The following is a 15,708-nucleotide window of genomic DNA, read 5'->3' as shown; positions in this document are numbered from 1 at the left end:
TCTTTTCTCAGCAGGAGTGCACGCGCAGCGGCGCGCCGGGAAGCGAATCTGTTTTAGAATTACCGGGAATTCGGGCCGCGCGGCGGGTGAGCGCGGCTCGACTCATTGGGGAGGGGAACCGCAGCGTGCGCACAACAACGGTATTTGGCACCTGGGCGCGTGGTGCGCAGTCTGAGCTCTCCATCGCCACCGGTTCATTCATGCTCGCTGGCGGGGTGTTCGCCACTGCGAACGCGACGCTGTTGCGCGCGTCGGCTGCCCCTCGCCCCGATCTGGTGATCATCGCGCTTCTGTGCTTTATCGCCGGCATCACTATTTTCATTGCGGGCCGTCGCTTCACCGGATTCGCCGCAGGCGCCCTCATGATCGGCGTGCTGTGTGTGGTCGTGCCGTCGGTATGGTTCACTCCGACTCCGCTGCGGGCGATCAATCTTGGACTGTTGTTTCTGCCGTTCTTCATCTATCTCGTGTGGTTCTTGCCGATGTGGTTCGCGCGCGTGCTCGGCTACACATGGATCGGACTGTACGCCGGACTCGTGCTGCTGCGCTTTGGCGGGGAGATCACCACGGTGCTGCTGACCCTTGCAGTCACGGGGGCCGTGCTCGGAGAACTGATCGGACACTTCAAAGCGAAGCTTGAGCGCGCCTCCATCACCGACCCACTGTGTGATGTGTGGAACAAACGTGGATTTGAGCGGCTGCTCGGCAAGCTCATTCCGACTGCCCAACGCGCAGGGCAACCGCTTTCGATGCTGTATTTGGATCTCGACGGGTTCAAAGCGGTCAATGACGAGCACGGTCATGCCGCTGGTGATCTGGTGCTGCAGCGCTTCGCCGCCGAACTGCAACAGCACACCCGTCCGCAGGATGTGTTCGCGCGCTTTGGCGGGGATGAGTTTGCGCTATTGCTTGTCGGCAGCGATGCCGAGGGAGCCACGCGGACCGGTGCGCGGCTCCAACGCAAGGTGCCGGATCCCCGATGGTCCTTCGGGGTATCCGAGTGGCGGGCCGGGGAAAGCCCGGGAGACTTCATCTCACGCGCGGACCTGCTGATGCTGACGGGCAAGCGAGGGCGCAAAGCTGAGCCGGTGAGTGGTGCAGGATAGCTGCCGCGCGAGGGCCGGGGTGCAGTGCTCACTCGCCGCGCTGACCCGGCGCAGCCCATTTGTCGGTGCCCGCGAGTAGACTCGCTCACGTGACTGCGAATCAGATTTCTACCCCATACGAGGACCTGTTGCGCGAGGTATTCGAGCACGGCGATCCGAAATCGGACCGCACGGGCACGGGGACACGCAGCCTGTTCGGACGTCAGATCCGCTTCGATCTCGCGGAGTCATTCCCGCTCATTACGACGAAGCGAGTGCACTTCAAGTCTGTCGCTGTTGAGCTGCTGTGGTTCTTGCGCGGTGAGGGAAACACGGCCTTCTTGAAAGAGCACGGCGTCACTATTTGGGACGAATGGGCCGACGAAAAGGGTGATCTCGGTCCGGTCTACGGCGTGCAGTGGCGCTCCTGGCCGACTCCGTCGGGCGAGCACATTGATCAGATTTCTCAGGTGGTCGAGCAGATCCGAGACAATCCTGACTCCCGCAGACTCATCGTCTCAGCGTGGAACGTCGCTGACCTTGGCGAGATGGCCCTTGCCCCGTGCCACGCGTTCTTCCAGTTCTACGTCGCAGACGGCAAGCTGTCCTGCCAGCTCTACCAGCGCTCAGCGGACATGTTCCTCGGTGTGCCATTCAACATCGCGTCCTACGCACTACTGACGCTCATGGTGGCGCAGCAGACCGGACTGGAGCCTGGCGAGTTTGTGTGGACCGGCGGCGACTGCCACATCTACGACAACCACGTTGAGCAGGTCGAGCGCCAGCTGACCCGCGAGGCGTTCCCGTACCCGAAGATCGCGATCCGCAAGGCCGACTCGATCCTTGACTACACGCTCGACGACTTCGAGGTGCTGGGCTATGAACACCACCCGGGCATCAAAGCTCCGGTGGCGGTGTGAGCGAGGCACCTGCTCCGCGGATCGGTCTGATCTGGGCGCAAGCCGAGAACGGCGTGATCGGCATGGACGGTGTGATGCCGTGGCACCTGCCGGGTGACCTCGCGCACTTCAAGCGGATCACGCTCGGCGCGCCCGTGATCATGGGCCGCCGCACCTGGGACTCGCTGCCCGCGCGGTTCCGGCCATTGCCCGGTCGCGCCAACATCGTGGTGACCCGCAACTCGGAGTGGGCCGCGGAAGGTGCGCTCGTCGCTGACTCGCCTGCGGCGGCGCTCATACTCGCGAGCGCTCCGGAGCACGAGGCCCCCGAGTGGGTGTGGGTCATGGGTGGCGGCGAGCTCTACCGGCAGACCCTGCCGCTCGCAGATCGGCTCGAGATCACGCGTATCGCGGCCGAGATCACCGGCGACACCCGAGCGCCGGAGCTCGGCCCCGAGTGGGTCGAAGTTCCTGGGGCGGACGACTCACCGCGGTTCGACGCGGCCTCCGGGCTCAGCTATCGCTTTGTCAGGTACGAGCGGGGGTAGGCTTAGCGGCTCGTGGTCTGCCGCTCACGCCCGGCATCCGGCCGTGCCTCGCTGCCGGCCCGCTGGGCAAGCTGCGCGGAGAGCTCGCGTGCGATGCCGGCAACGTATCTGCCTGCCGCGTCCAGGTGCTGACCGAGGCGCGCCTTCGGGGCCGATACGTTCAGTGCGGCGATGATCGCGCCGCGTTGGTCGATGACCGGCGCTGACACTCCGACCACGCCGGCCTCGAACTCTTCATCGACGCTTGAATACCCACGTTCGCGGATCCGCGCAATCTCCGCGAGCAGTGAGTCGATGTCGTGCACCAGCGCCTTGCCTGCGGCGGGCACCGGAGGGAGCACTGATCCGGCAGAGATTGCAGGCCGCGAGTTCACAACCGGATCGTCTGCCGCGTGGTCGCGATACCAAGCGCGCAATTCGGCCTCAGACCACCCGCTGATCAATACGCGCCCAGAAGAAGTGCGCCACGCTGAGGTGCTGACGCCCTGCCAGCCGAGGCCGCGGAACGCATGTTCGCTCAGCTCGCTGGCAAGGGTGAGTACGCTGCCACCACGAAGCACGCAGAGGTGTGTGGTCTCGTGGGTGCCAGCCACACACGCGCGGAGCGCTGGTGCTGCCTCGTGCACGAGCCGGGCCTCTGAAGTGCGTGCCGCCAGAGCGTAAAGCTGGTGGCCAAGCCGGTAACTGAGCGTGTCCGGGTCGCGCTCGACGAGCCCGATTTCGGCCATCGTCGCGAGCGTGCGCGAGACCTGGGCCTTATCGCGCCCGGTGAGCTCGGCGATCCGGAGTACGCCGAGGCCGCCGGAGGCGCGCGCGGCGGATCCTGCGAGTACTTCAAGGAGCGCGAAATCGCGGCGGAGGCCCGAGGCGTTTCGGCGGGAGGGCGCGGCAGGTGTCGCGTCAGTGCGGTCGTTCATAGACCCAATCTATCCGTCAGTTGACATACGCACAACCAAACTTGCCTTATTTGAAACCCCTTGCGTATGCTCGGAGCTGCCCGACAACCGGCGGGTCTCAACGACGAGGAAGGAGCACACCGACGTGACCTCATTTGACGCCTCGGGTCTGCTCACATTTTGGAGCCGGCGCTGGGACGACGTCCTCGAATTGGTGCTCGAGCACCTCGCAGTGGTTTCGCTCTCGCTGCTGATCGCGACGGCGATCGGTGTTGCGATCGGCCTCCTGGTGTGGAACAAACCTGTTCCGCGCTCGCTGGCAATCTCCGCGGCCGGCGTGGCAATCACGATTCCGTCACTTGCACTGCTCGCACTCCTGACTCCGGTGTTTGGGCTGGGCTGGGGACCGACGGTGTTCGCGCTGGTGTTCTATTCGCTGCTGCCCATCGTGCGCAACACTGTGGTCGGGCTCCGAGAAGTCTCCCCGGCGATTATGGAGTCGGCAAAAGGCATGGGCATGGGGCCAGCAAAGATTCTGGTCCGCGTGCAGCTGCCCATTGCCTGGCCCATCATCCTGACCGGTGTGCGCGTTGCCGCACAACTCACGATCGGAATCGCGGCGATCGCCGCCTATGTTGCTGGACCAGGGCTGGGACAGTACATCTTCCAGGGCCTGTCCTCCCTCGGCTCGAAGAACGCGATCAACTACGCCCTGACCGGCACCGTCGGCGTCGTGGTGCTCGCGCTCGTTGTCGATGCACTCTTCGTACTCATCACCCGCCTCACCACCTCAAGGGGTCTTCGTGTCTGAATCAACTGCCACCGGAATCACCCAGATCGCCCAGAACACCTCGGGCGTCGCCATCTCGCTTCGCGATGTCGTCAAGACCTACCCCGGTCAGACCACGCCGGCGGTCGACCACTTCACCATGGATATCGCGCCAGGGGAGTTGATTATGTTTGTCGGCCCGTCCGGCTGCGGCAAGACCACCACGATGAAGATGATCAACCGCATCATTGAACCGAGCTCCGGGAGTATCAGCATCGACGGCCGCGATGTACTCTCGCTCGATCCGAACGAGCTGCGGCGCCACATCGGCTATGTGATCCAGCAGATCGGGCTCTTCCCGCACATGACGATTGCTGAGAACATCGCGGTCGTGCCAACGCTGCTGGGTTGGTCGAAGAACCGCATTGCTGACCGCGTTGACGAATTGCTGCAGACCGTCTCCCTCGATCCGGGCACCTTTGCCGACCGCTATCCCAAACAGCTTTCCGGTGGCCAGCAGCAGCGTGTTGGTGTTGCCCGTGCGCTCGCGGCAGACCCACCGGTGATGCTCATGGATGAGCCCTTCGGTGCAACCGACCCGATCACGCGCGAGAGCCTGCAGGCCGAGTTCCTCCGCCTCCAGGACTCGATCGGGAAAACGATTATTTTTGTGACACACGACTTCGATGAGGCCGTGAAACTCGGTGACCGCATCGCGGTGCTGAGTGAGCGGAGTCAGATCGAGCAATTCGATACTCCGGCAAACATCCTCGCAAACCCGGCGAACGAGTATGTTGCTTCGTTCATCGGCCAGGGGGCAGCGCTGAAGCGACTTGGACTCCTGCCGGTGCGGAGCGCGCAGCTCAGCGCGGCTGCTGGTGGCCCCACGATTGATGAGCAGGAGAATCTGCGCGACGCGCTCAACCTGCTCGTGCTCACCGGGGCACCCGCGGTAGACGTCGTCAGCGGAGACCGCGTGCTCGGCTCTCTGACCGTGGCGGATGTCTCGGCCGCGCTCGGCGGTGAGCGGCCATGAGTACCCAGACCGAATTGATCCAGACGGCTGCAGCCCCCGCCGTCCCGGTCAAAGCAGAGCGACGCTGGTTGCGTCGGCTCACCACTCCTGCAGTGGTGCTGGTGGTGCTTCTCGCGCTCTGGGCATCGATCGCCGCGACGGATCTCGACTCGATTGAGCAGCGCACGCTGAACCAGCAGTATCTGTTGTTGCGCGTTGGAGAGCACCTGAGTCTCACCGTTGTCGCCTCCGCGATCGTCGCGATCCTCGCGATCCCACTCGGCGTGATGCTGGCGAAAACCCGATCGACCGCGGTGCGCGGAACCGTGCTCGCGATCGCCAATATCGGTCAGGCGACCCCCGCCGTCGGCGTGGTCATCCTGCTCGCGATCGTCTGGAAAACCGGATATACGACTGCGCTAGTCGCCCTCGTGATCTACGCTTTCCTGCCGGTGCTTCGCAACACGATGGTGGGCGTGCAACAGATCGACCCCAACATCCTTGAAGCGGCACGGGGGATGGGAATGACCGCACCGCAGGCGCTCGTCCGCGTCGAATTTCCGCTTGCAGTGCCCGTGATTCTCGCTGGTCTGCGCACCTCGCTCGTGTTTTGTGTCGGAGTGGCGACGATCGCAACGTTCATCAACGCTGGTGGCCTCGGCGACATGATCGTGAACGGCCTGAAACTGCAGCGGTTCCCAGTACTCGCCGTTGGGGCAGTGCTCGTCGCTTGTATTGCGTTGCTCATCGACTGGATCGCCGGGATCGCCGAAGACGTACTGACGCCAAAGGGCATCTGAGCGATGGAGCGATCCAGACATGTGCCGCCGGCGCGCGGCGAGGGCCTTGTTTCACCCTGAACTGTCCTGAAACTACTCAAGACCACCGCACCACCATGAGATCAAAGGAGACACCATGCTGAAGAAATCATCACTCGTCGTTGCGCTGCTCGCTGCTGGCAGCCTCGCGCTGACCGGCTGTGCCAGCGGAGGCGCCGCGGCAGGCAGCCAGGGCACCGAGCTTGAGGGACTGACCGGCGCGATCGGCGCCAAAGACTTCTCCGAGCAGCGCATCCTCGCCCACATTACAAGCCAGCTGCTGAACGCGCACGGCGCAGACACTGAGGCGAATACAAAGCTTGTCGGCTCGCAGAACGTGCGGCAGGCGCTCGAATCCGGTGAGTTCCTCGGATACTGGGAGTACACGGGCACCGCCTGGATCACCTACAACGGCAACACCGAACCCGTGCAGGGGGTTGAGGCGCAGTTTGCAGCGACCCAGGAGGCTGACGCCGCGAACGGCATCGCCTGGCTGGACCCCGCACCGCTGAACAACACCTACTCGTTCGCGATTCGCGCGGACAAGGCGAAGGAACTCGGCGTCAAAACGCTGAGTGACGTCGCGAAGCTGCCAGTGAGCGAGCAGACCTTCTGCATCGAGAGCGAGTTCTCCACTCGCGATGATGGCTGGCCAGGGCTGAAGGCGGCCTACGGCATCGATGTACCCGACAGCAACGTTGCGCTGCTGGACACCGGTGTGATCTACACGGCAACGCAGAAGGGCGAAGACTGCAACTTTGGCGAGGTATTCCAGACGGACGGCAGGATCCCCGCGCTGGATCTGGTCGTGATGGAGGACGATCTCGAGTTCTTCCCCGTGTACCAGGGTGCGCTCACCCTGCAGCAGAAGACACTCGACGAGTTCCCGGCGATCGCGGACATCTTTGCGGAGGTCTCGCCGCTACTCACGACTGAGCAGATGCAGGAGCTGAACGCTCTGGTCGACGTTGACGGCGAGGAACCGGAAGACGTCGCAACAGACTGGCTCACCGAGCAGGGCCTGATCTAGTGGGCGAGCGCGTGCAACTTGGCGAGTCCTTTGTCGGAGACGGCGTGAACGCCGCTCACATCAATACAGTGCTCGGTCACCGCGACGGTCCAACGGGGACCGCCTGGGCGACCGCGCTCGCTTCTCCGAGCGCCGGACACGTGCCCTTTGTGGCCGTGCTCCGACCTTCACTCCCGGTGAAACCACTCACCCTGTTTGTCACCAAGGCGGCGCCGGACTCGGACGAGCACGGACTGCTCATCTGGGGGCCGGCGCAGGCCGGAGTCGCGGCGGGCGTCGCCGATGCAGTCGCCGATGGCATCATCACCGCAGCTGAGGCCGATAGTCACGCACTCATCGCTGCGGTCTGGGTCAACCCCGGTGCAGATGATGCGGACGAGGTATACCGCAACAACCGCCGTTCGATCCGCGAAGCACTGGAAAACGGGGCGCGTGGCCTGCCAGCTACCGCAGATGTGCTCGCTGCCCGCGCTGCCCCGCGGAACCCGTTCTACACCGCCCCCGAGATTCCCGACGCATCCCTTCCGAGTACGAAAGCCTGACCAACACTATGAAGATCACCGCCATTTCTCTGACTCGGCTCGTGCTTCCGCTCGACCCGCCGTTCAACGCGGCATGGGACCCGGAGCCGCGCCGCAGCTTCCCGGCAACTCTCGTGACCGTCGAGACAGACGCCGGAGTTGTCGGCTACGGCTCGGGGGACACGATGGACGGCTTCGAGGCATACGAGCACCTGTTTCTCGGCACGGATCCGATGCAGATCCTGAACCAGGTCCGCAGGATCGAGACAATCAATTTCCACGGCGGTCGCTACTGGCCGCTCGAAGCTGCGTTGTGGGACATTATTGGCCAGGTTGCCGGCCTGCCGGTGAGCGTGCTGTTCGGCGGATCGCGGGACAGGCTGCCGGCCTACGCGTCAAGCGGTGAACTTAAAGCACCAGAGGCCAGGGCTGAGGCTGCGCTGCACGCTCAAGCGCTGGGCTTCCGCGCGATGAAGATTCGCATCGCGCGGGACCGGCTTACTGAGGGCATCGCCTCAGTACGCGCCGCGCGAGAAGCCGTCGGCCCCGAGTTCGAGCTGATGGTTGACCTGAACCAGATGTGGCGGATGTCCGGGGACATCGAGGCGGCGCTGCCGCTCGCAAAAGTGCAGCGGCTCGCGGCCGAGCTCGCCGAGCTTGGAGTGCTGTGGCTTGAGGAGCCGCTCCCTCAGGTGGACGTCGCTGGGGCGCGCCGCGTGCGCACCCAAACGGGGATGCAGGTCTCTGGCGGCGAGATGGTGCGCACTATGCCGGAAATGCTCGCGCTCATTGAGGCCGATGCATTTGACGTCTATCAGCCCGATGTTGCGCTTGCCGTGGGCATGTATCGCGCACGTCAGGTTGCGGACGCTGTCGGTCAGCGGCACCGGCTGTTCACACCCCACACGTGGAGTAACGGACTCGGGCTGCTGGCCAACCTGCACGTTGCCGCGGGTGTCGATGCAGGACCCTTCTTCGAGTTTCCGTTTGATCCGCCAGGGTGGACACCCGAGCGCCGTGACTTCTTCATGGAACCCATCCAGATTGACGCGGTAGGCGATGTCGTCGTTCCCGATCGTCCCGGCCTCGGCGCCACGATCGACTGGGACGCTGTCCGCCGGTTTACCGTCTAGTCACAGACCCCGACACAGGAGCAATCATGACCGATTGGATCGCCGCGGCGGCGGCACTCACCCCGGAAACGCGTTTGTTCATTGACGGTGAGTTTCGGCCAGCGGCCGATGACGCCACGTTCCCTACGTTCGCCCCGCGGGATGGCACCGAGATTGCGCGAGTCTCGAGTGCGGGGGAGGCCGATGTTGACGCGGCCGTCACCGCGGCGCATCGCGCCTTCACCTCGGGGATCTGGGCCCGTGCGGATCGGCGTGAGCGACAGCGCGTGCTGTTCCGGCTTGCCGATCTCATGGAAGAGCACCTCGATGAGCTCGCGCTGCTGGAATCCATCGATTCAGGGCATCCGATCTCGGACGCGCGCAATGTCGATGTCCCCAACGCGATCAGGGTGTTCCGGTGGTACGCCGAGGCCATTGACAAGGTATCTGATCAGGTGGCTCCGGCCCCGGAGCAGGCGCTCGCTTTGGTGACGCGCGAGGCGCTGGGCGTCATCGGGGCAGTCGTGCCGTGGAACTACCCGCTGATCATCACCGCATGGAAAGCTGCCCCCGCGCTAGCCACCGGGAACTCAGTGGTGCTGAAGCCCGCGGAGAACACCAGCCTGTCGGCGCTCAAACTCGCAGCGCTCGCCGCAGCGGCCGGCGTTCCCGCCGGTGTGTTCAATGTGGTGCCAGGGCTGGGGCCGGTCGCCGGTCAAGCCCTGGGCCGGCACTCGCTCGTTGACAAGATCACCTTCACCGGGTCTCCGAAGGTCGGACTCGGATTCCTTGGCTATGCCGCAGAATCCAACGGGAAGCTGGTTGCACTGGAACTCGGTGGGAAATCACCGCAGGTGGTGCTCGCGGACGCGCCGGATCTCGACGCCGCCGCGAGCGCAATAGCGTGGGGCATTTTCTACAACGCCGGCCAGACATGCCACGGTGGGAGCAGATTGATCGTCGAGGAATCGATTCACGATGAATTGCTCACCCGTGTCCTGGCACACGCCAGCGCATTCAACATCGGCGACCCACTGCTCGCTGACACGCAGATCGGTACGATTGCCTCTGCCACGCAGCTGGAGCGCGTGCTCAGTTACGTCGAGCTGGCACGCCGCGATCCGAGCGTGACCGTGTACGGCGGCGAAGTGCTGCAGCCTGACGGGCTTGCTGGGTACTACCTCGCTCCAACTGTGTTTGACGGCGTTGACAACTCCAGCCCGCTCGGGCAAGAGGAGATTTTTGGGCCAGCGTTGTCCGTTTCAACGGCCCGCAGTGCTGCCGAGGCCATTGCCCTCGCGAATGATTCCGAATACGGGCTCGCGGCGAGCATCTGGACGAGTGACCTTGCAACTGCGCACCGCGCCGCTCGCGAGCTGCGCGCCGGCACAGTGTGGGTCAACAGCTACGACGTTGCCGATGTGATTACCCCCTTTGGCGGGTTCAAGCGATCCGGCTCTGGCCGCGACCGCTCCATGCACGCGCTTGACGCGTACACCGCTCTGAAAACCACCTGGATCGATCTCGGCGGGGGCACCCTCTCGTCACACGCAGAAAGCGAATGAGTATGTCAGCACAGCGGCCACTGGTCGGATTCATCGGCCTCGGCAACATGGGATCCGGCATGACGCGGAACCTGCTTGCCGCGGGGTTCCCACTTATCGTCAACGACATTCGAAGAGAAGCCGCAGCGGAGCAGCTCGACGCTGGTGCCGAGTGGGCCGAGACGCCTGCCGCCCTTGCCGCGCGGGCGGATCTCGTGATCACAATGCTGCCGACACCGAAGCACGTCGACCTCGTGGTGAACGGGCCAGCAGGAGTTCTGGCCGGGCTCGCAGACGGCGGCACCTGGATCGACATGTCGACCTCGGTGCCTGAAGTTGCCGACCGCGTCCGTGTCGAGCACGCCGGGCGTGGCTTCAAGATCCTCGATGCCCCGGTGAGCGGAATGTCCGTTGGTGCTGCAGCTGGCATGCTTCAGATTTTTGTCGGAGGTGACTCCGCAGACGTTCTGCGAGTGCGGCCGGTGCTCGAAGCGATGGGGGATCCAGAACGGATCCTGCACGTTGGTGGCCACGGTGCCGGGTACGCCGTGAAGCTCATGATCAATCAACTTTGGTTCTCGCACCTGGTAGCCACGGCTGAGGTGCTCGCCGTCGGGACCAAGGCTGGTGTCGATTTGGAGGTGCTGCGACAAGCGCTGATCGCGAGTCCGGCAAACAGCGCGTTTGTTGAGCGCGACGTGCTGTCGGTGCTCCGTGACGGTGACTACGACGAGGGCTTTGCGATCGCGTTGGCGTGTAAGGACCTCGGGCTCTCGATCGATCTCGCACGCAGCGTTGGCGTGCCAACGGAACTCTCCGCACTCGTCGAGCAGGTGTATCGCCGGGCACGCGCGCAGTACGGGGATCTGGCAGGTGAGATGACTCCAGTGAAACTCTACGAGGACCTGATCGGCCAGGAACTGCGCGTTGCAGCGGGCACTGGACTCGCAGCGGGTGCCGAGCTCGCGGGTGCCGAGGTCGCGGCATGAGCGCCGCAACTGGAGTCGTGCCGGGCCCCGTTCCGCTCGATAGCGTGAGCCTCACCCTCGACCAGAAGCCGGTGAGTTACTTTGGTGTTGGCAGAGTCGTTGAGACCGGTGCCATCGTTGTCGGCCTCGGAGCCTCATCAGTGGTGATCGTGACCGATCCGTTCCTCGCAGCTTCACCCGTCGTCGCCGCCGTCCGCGCGTCACTGGAAGCGGCCGGAGTTGCCATCGCGGTGTACGACAGCGTCACACCGAATCCGACCACGCAAAACATCGATGAGGGGAGCGACCTCGCAGCGAGTACCGGGGCCGAGGCGATTGTCTCCGTTGGTGGCGGATCCTCGCTCGACGCTGCCAAAGGCATTGCACTCGGTGCTGTCAATCCTGAGCGGGGAGTTGGCCTTGACTACAGCACCCCATTTGGCAACGCAGCGCTTCCCATCGTCGCGGTGCCAACGACGGCGGGCACCGGGGCCGAGGTGAACGCGTTTGGCGTGGTTACGGACCCGGCAGCGCAGCGGAAGTTTTACGTTGGGCACGACAGCGCACTCGCACGGGCAGCGGTCCTCGATCCTGAACTGACCGTCGGCCTCCCCCCGAACGCGACGGCGGCGACGGGTTTTGACGCACTCACACACGCCCTCGAGTCCTATCTCTCCGTGCGGGCAAATCCGTATTCTGACGCGATTGCGCTGCAGGTCATTGCTACGGTTCATACCCATCTGCCGCGCGCGGTGGCTGACGGATCTGATCTTGAATCGCGCGCTGAGTTGTTGCTTGCGAGTCACACGGCAGGCGTAGGATTCTCGCACACCGGCCTCGGCCTCGTGCACGGGATCGCGCACCCGCTCGGCGGACGTTTCAATGTGCCGCACGGCCTCGCACTCGCGATCGTAATGGGCGGAGTGCTCGAACTGAATCGACCGCATCGCGAGGCGCGGTTTGCACGGGTGGCCTTCGCGCTTGAGGTGGGCGATACTGCGGCGAGCGATGCGGAGAATGCTGACGCAGCGCAGCGCGAGATCGTCGCCTTCGCCGAGCGGTTGGGCCTCGTCGGCCCGCTCGCGAAGTTTGGCGTCACTGAAGCAGATCTTGAGCGCCTTGCCGCGCGGACACACTCGCAGACGCGGTGACCGCGAACAACCCGGTGCACCCCACAGCGGCCGAGATTGTCGCCATTCTGCGCGGAGTGCTCGCGTGAGCGCCGGCATCCAGCGCGAAGTGGCTGCGGCGGAGCGTGCAGCGGCGGGTAGCCTGCTCGCTGACACGCCTACCGCGCTGCTACTGAATGGCGTGTGGTGCGAGGCATCCGATGGCGGCACGTTCGCGGTCGAAAACCCCGCGACGGGGGAAACTCTCGTGCGGGTAGCGAGTGCGACTCCTACTGACGGGGTCGCCGCGCTCGACGGCGCCGTGGCGGCGCAGGCCGCATGGGCTGCGACGGCTCCGCGTGAGCGCGCGGAGATTCTGCGTCGCGCTTTCGAGTTGCTCATTGAGCGCCGTGAGGAGTTTGCGCAGCTCATCACGCTGGAGATGGGCAAGCCGATCGCTGAGTCCCGCGGTGAGGTCACGTACGGGGCCGAGTTCCTGCGCTGGTTCTCTGAAGAAACCTCGCGGATCAGCGGCCGCTACGCTACGGCGCCGGACGGCAACAGTCGCCTGCTTGTGCTGCGCCGTCCAGTTGGCCCCTGCCTATTCGTGACTCCGTGGAATTTCCCGCTCGCGATGGCGACACGCAAGATCGCCCCAGCAATCGCGGCTGGATGCACTGCGGTGCTGAAACCGGCAGTGCTCACCCCTCTGACGGCACTGCGTTTCGCTCAGGTGCTGCAGGAGGCCGGGCTCCCCGACGGTGTACTCAACGTGATCCCGACGGCGTCAGCTGGCGCCGTGACCGGACCGCTGATCGCGGATCCACGGCTGCGCAAGCTCTCCTTCACCGGGTCAACACCAGTCGGCAAACGCCTCATCGCGGATGCCGCGCACGGCGTACTCCGGGTCTCCATGGAGCTGGGTGGAAATGCGCCGTTTCTGGTGTTCCCTGACGCGGACTTGGATCGCGCCGTCGACGGTGCGATGCTCGCCAAATTCCGCAATGGGGGAGAGGCCTGCACTGCGGCGAACCGGTTCCTCGTGCACGAGTCCATTGCCGCGGACTTCGCTGAGCGGTTGACCGCGCGCGTCGCGGCGCTTGCGGTTGGCGACGGTTCCGCTGCCGGGACCCAGCAGGGCCCACTCGTTGACCGGGCGACGCTCGAAAAGGTCTCCGAACTCGTGGAATCCGCGCGCGCCGAGGGCGCCGTCGCGACTACTGGCGGACATGCCCTGGAGGGCGCCGGGTACTTCTACGCACCAACGGTGCTCACCGGAGTGGCTCCCGGTGCGCGCATCCTTGGCGAGGAGATCTTCGGCCCCGTCGCCCCGATCACCGTGTTCGCTGACGAGGCTGAGGCGATCCGGCTCGCCAACGACACCGAGTACGGCCTCGTCGGGTACGCGTATACACGTGATCTGAACCGCGGGCTGCGGTTGGCGGAGCAACTGGAGGTCGGGATGTTTGGGCTGAACACGGGCATTGTGTCTAACCCGGCAGCGCCATTCGGCGGGGTCAAGCAGTCCGGCCTTGGCCGAGAGGGCGGCGCAGAGGGCATCGAGGAGTTCCTCGAGACCACGTACGTCGGGATCGCCGATCCGTTGTTGGACGCCGCAGCATAGCCCCGCTCGATCCCCTCCACTCCCAACTCTGAAAGTGAGCGCAGCATGCAGACACTGATCACTGGTGGCACGAGCGGGATCGGGGCGGCCATCGCCGTGGCACGTGCCGCGGCGGGGGACAACGTGTGGGTCACCGGCTCGAATCCGGAGCGGCTCGCGGCGTTTCTCGCCGCACGCCCTGAGATCCGCGGAATCACCGCGGATGCTGGGGACTGGGGCGATACAAGGCGGGCCGTCGCAGAAGTGCGTGCAGCGTGCGGCGGCCTCGACCTCGTGGTTGCCAACGCTGGCTTCTCCGCCCGCGGCGATCTTGCCTCGGGCGATCCGGTCGAGTGGGAGCGGATGGTCACCACGAACGTGCTTGGGCCTGCGTACCTGGTCAGGGCGGCCCTGCCTGCTCTGATCCTCGCTGCAGGACACATCGTGCTGATCGGATCCTCCGCCGGGAGGAAAGTGTTCCCTGGGAATCTGTACACCGCAACGAAATGGGCGGTCACGGCCTACGCGGAATCGCTGCGGCAACAACTCGTCGGCACTGGGGTGCGCGTCACCCTGCTCTCACCCGGGGCCGTGGAGACACCGCTCTGGGCGGAACGGCCTGACGCGTGGATGCCCCCGGAGCGAGTGGCGGCTGCGCTGGACTGGGCAGTCTCGCAGCCGGCAGACGTCGACGTGAGTGAACTCATCATCCGTGCTACCGGGCAAGCGTTCTGAGGCGTCACTCACAGCGCCGCGCGCACACCGAATGAGTGCGACGAGGCTTCGTCGGGTAACCTAGGGAAGTGGCAAATCAGGAGAATCCCTTCGGACAGGTACTCGTCGCGCTCGTTACGCCGTTCCAGGCTGACGGCGAGGTCGATTGGCCAGCCGTCGAGAAACATATTGATGAGTGCATTGTCAGCGGCGCTGACGGGATCGTCGTCACCGGAACCACTGGCGAAACCAGCACCCTGACCGACCCTGAGAAGCTCAAGCTCGTTGAGGTGGCGAAGTCGGTCTCGAGCGGCCGCGCGAAGATCATCACGGGCGGCGGATCCAACGAAACTGCCCACGCGATCGAGCTGTACAAGGCCAGCGAGAAGGCCGGCGCTGACGGGGTTATGATCGTGACGCCGTACTACAACAAGCCGACTCAGGCCGGTCTGCTGACCCACTTCCGCATGGTGGCGGACGCGACCGACCTCCCCGTAATCCTCTACGACATCCCCGGCCGCACCGGTGTTCCGATCAAGTACGAGACGATCCTCCGGCTCGCAAAGCACCCGAACATCCTCGCTGTCAAGGACGCCAAGGGTGACCTCAGCGAGGTCAGCCGCGTGCTCAACCAGACGGACCTCATGTACTTCTCCGGGGATGACCCGAACGTGCTGCCGCACCTGTCGATCGGCGCGACCGGGCTGATCGGGGTCACCGCGAACATCGCTGCAGCCCCGTACCGCGTGATCGTCGACGCGGTGAACGCAGGCGATCTGCATACCGCGCGCGAGGCGCACCAGAACCTTGAGCCGCTCGTGCGGGCCGTGATGACCCACGTGCCAGGCACTGTCGCGGCCAAATACATCCTGCACGGCCTCGGCCGCATTGGCAGCCCGCGCGTGCGGCTGCCGCTCGTTGGCCCAGAAGAGTGGGAGGCTGCCCTCATTGAGGACGAACTCGCACTCGTGAAGAACGTGCCAGGTGTCGATCTTTCAAACTTCAGGCCGGACCGCAATGCGGCTGCCGGCGGTGCCCTGCCCCAGATTGCAGGCACCACCCGCTAACAAACAGGAG

The 15,708-nt window shown here is 64.7% G+C and carries 16 protein-coding genes; 15 read left to right on the top strand and 1 reads right to left on the bottom strand.

What is annotated here, in order from left to right; genetic code table 11:
- Positions 1-125 precede the first annotated feature (125 nt).
- From K1X41_RS04095 to K1X41_RS04085, 3 genes are all read left to right on the top strand, one after another.
- The gene (locus K1X41_RS04095; protein WP_220175382.1) at positions 126-1,106 is read left to right on the top strand and encodes a GGDEF domain-containing protein; all 981 of its coding nucleotides are present in this window, start codon (positions 126-128) and stop codon (positions 1,104-1,106) included.
- An 89-nt stretch (positions 1,107-1,195) separates the two neighbouring features.
- Positions 1,196-2,005: a thymidylate synthase gene (locus K1X41_RS04090; protein WP_132204823.1), complete on the top strand. Its 810-nt coding sequence runs from the start codon at positions 1,196-1,198 to the stop codon at positions 2,003-2,005.
- On the top strand, positions 2,002-2,532 hold the full coding sequence (locus K1X41_RS04085; RefSeq protein ID WP_396426500.1) for a dihydrofolate reductase: 531 nt from the start codon (positions 2,002-2,004) through the stop codon (positions 2,530-2,532). Before K1X41_RS04090 ends, K1X41_RS04085 begins: the two co-directional genes overlap by 4 nt.
- A 2-nt stretch (positions 2,533-2,534) precedes the next feature.
- Here the strand turns inward: K1X41_RS04085 and K1X41_RS04080 are convergent, their stop codons facing one another.
- Complete coding sequence (locus tag K1X41_RS04080; protein WP_220175381.1) at positions 2,535-3,449, bottom strand: IclR family transcriptional regulator; 915 nt, start codon at positions 3,447-3,449, stop codon at positions 2,535-2,537.
- A 148-nt stretch (positions 3,450-3,597) separates the two neighbouring features.
- On the opposite strand from K1X41_RS04080, the gene K1X41_RS04075 reads away from it, so the two are divergent.
- The 12 genes from K1X41_RS04075 to dapA all read left to right on the top strand — a co-directional run bounded on the left by K1X41_RS04075 (position 3,598) and on the right by dapA (position 15,698).
- Complete coding sequence (locus tag K1X41_RS04075; RefSeq protein ID WP_220175773.1) at positions 3,598-4,239, top strand: ABC transporter permease; 642 nt, start codon at positions 3,598-3,600, stop codon at positions 4,237-4,239.
- Positions 4,232-5,233, top strand: a complete 1,002-nt coding sequence (locus K1X41_RS04070; RefSeq protein ID WP_258566646.1) for an ABC transporter ATP-binding protein — start codon at positions 4,232-4,234, stop codon at positions 5,231-5,233. Before K1X41_RS04075 ends, K1X41_RS04070 begins: the two co-directional genes overlap by 8 nt.
- Positions 5,230-6,012: an ABC transporter permease gene (locus tag K1X41_RS04065; protein WP_220175379.1), complete on the top strand. Its 783-nt coding sequence runs from the start codon at positions 5,230-5,232 to the stop codon at positions 6,010-6,012. Before K1X41_RS04070 ends, K1X41_RS04065 begins: the two co-directional genes overlap by 4 nt.
- A gap of 115 nt (positions 6,013-6,127) precedes the next feature.
- Positions 6,128-7,060, top strand: coding sequence for a glycine betaine ABC transporter substrate-binding protein (locus K1X41_RS04060; protein ID WP_220175378.1), 933 nt, complete (start codon positions 6,128-6,130; stop codon positions 7,058-7,060).
- A 44-nt stretch (positions 7,061-7,104) separates the two neighbouring features.
- Positions 7,105-7,602 (top strand): formaldehyde-activating enzyme, encoded by a 498-nt coding sequence (gene fae, locus K1X41_RS04055; protein WP_258566645.1) that lies wholly within the window; start codon positions 7,105-7,107, stop codon positions 7,600-7,602.
- 8 nt (positions 7,603-7,610) lie between these two features.
- Positions 7,611-8,714 carry a mandelate racemase/muconate lactonizing enzyme family protein gene (locus K1X41_RS04050; protein WP_220175376.1) on the top strand — a complete coding sequence of 368 codons (1,104 nt, stop codon included), beginning with the start codon at positions 7,611-7,613 and terminating at the stop codon, positions 8,712-8,714.
- Positions 8,715-8,740: 26 nt separating this feature from the next.
- Positions 8,741-10,258, top strand: coding sequence for an aldehyde dehydrogenase family protein (locus K1X41_RS04045; protein ID WP_220175375.1), 1,518 nt, complete (start codon positions 8,741-8,743; stop codon positions 10,256-10,258).
- Between the two features lie 2 nt (positions 10,259-10,260).
- Positions 10,261-11,226 (top strand): NAD(P)-dependent oxidoreductase, encoded by a 966-nt coding sequence (locus K1X41_RS04040; protein ID WP_258566644.1) that lies wholly within the window; start codon positions 10,261-10,263, stop codon positions 11,224-11,226.
- Entirely contained in the window at positions 11,223-12,356 is a 1,134-nt protein-coding gene (locus tag K1X41_RS04035; RefSeq protein WP_258566643.1) for an iron-containing alcohol dehydrogenase, read from the top strand. The genes K1X41_RS04040 and K1X41_RS04035 overlap by 4 nt, the downstream gene beginning before the upstream one ends.
- Positions 12,357-12,420: 64 nt before the next feature.
- Positions 12,421-13,938 (top strand): NAD-dependent succinate-semialdehyde dehydrogenase, encoded by a 1,518-nt coding sequence (locus tag K1X41_RS04030; RefSeq protein ID WP_396426499.1) that lies wholly within the window; start codon positions 12,421-12,423, stop codon positions 13,936-13,938.
- Between the two features lie 45 nt (positions 13,939-13,983).
- Positions 13,984-14,652 (top strand): SDR family oxidoreductase, encoded by a 669-nt coding sequence (locus K1X41_RS04025; RefSeq protein ID WP_220175373.1) that lies wholly within the window; start codon positions 13,984-13,986, stop codon positions 14,650-14,652.
- A 68-nt stretch (positions 14,653-14,720) separates the two neighbouring features.
- Positions 14,721-15,698 (top strand): 4-hydroxy-tetrahydrodipicolinate synthase, encoded by a 978-nt coding sequence (gene dapA, locus K1X41_RS04020; protein ID WP_132204827.1) that lies wholly within the window; start codon positions 14,721-14,723, stop codon positions 15,696-15,698.
- Positions 15,699-15,708 lie beyond the last annotated feature (10 nt).

The sequence above is a fragment of the Leucobacter luti genome, from assembly GCF_019464495.1.
GTDB lineage: Bacteria > Actinomycetota > Actinomycetes > Actinomycetales > Microbacteriaceae > Leucobacter > Leucobacter luti_A.
Note: the sequence above shows the minus strand (reverse complement) of the source record. Positions and strands in the feature narration are given on the sequence as shown.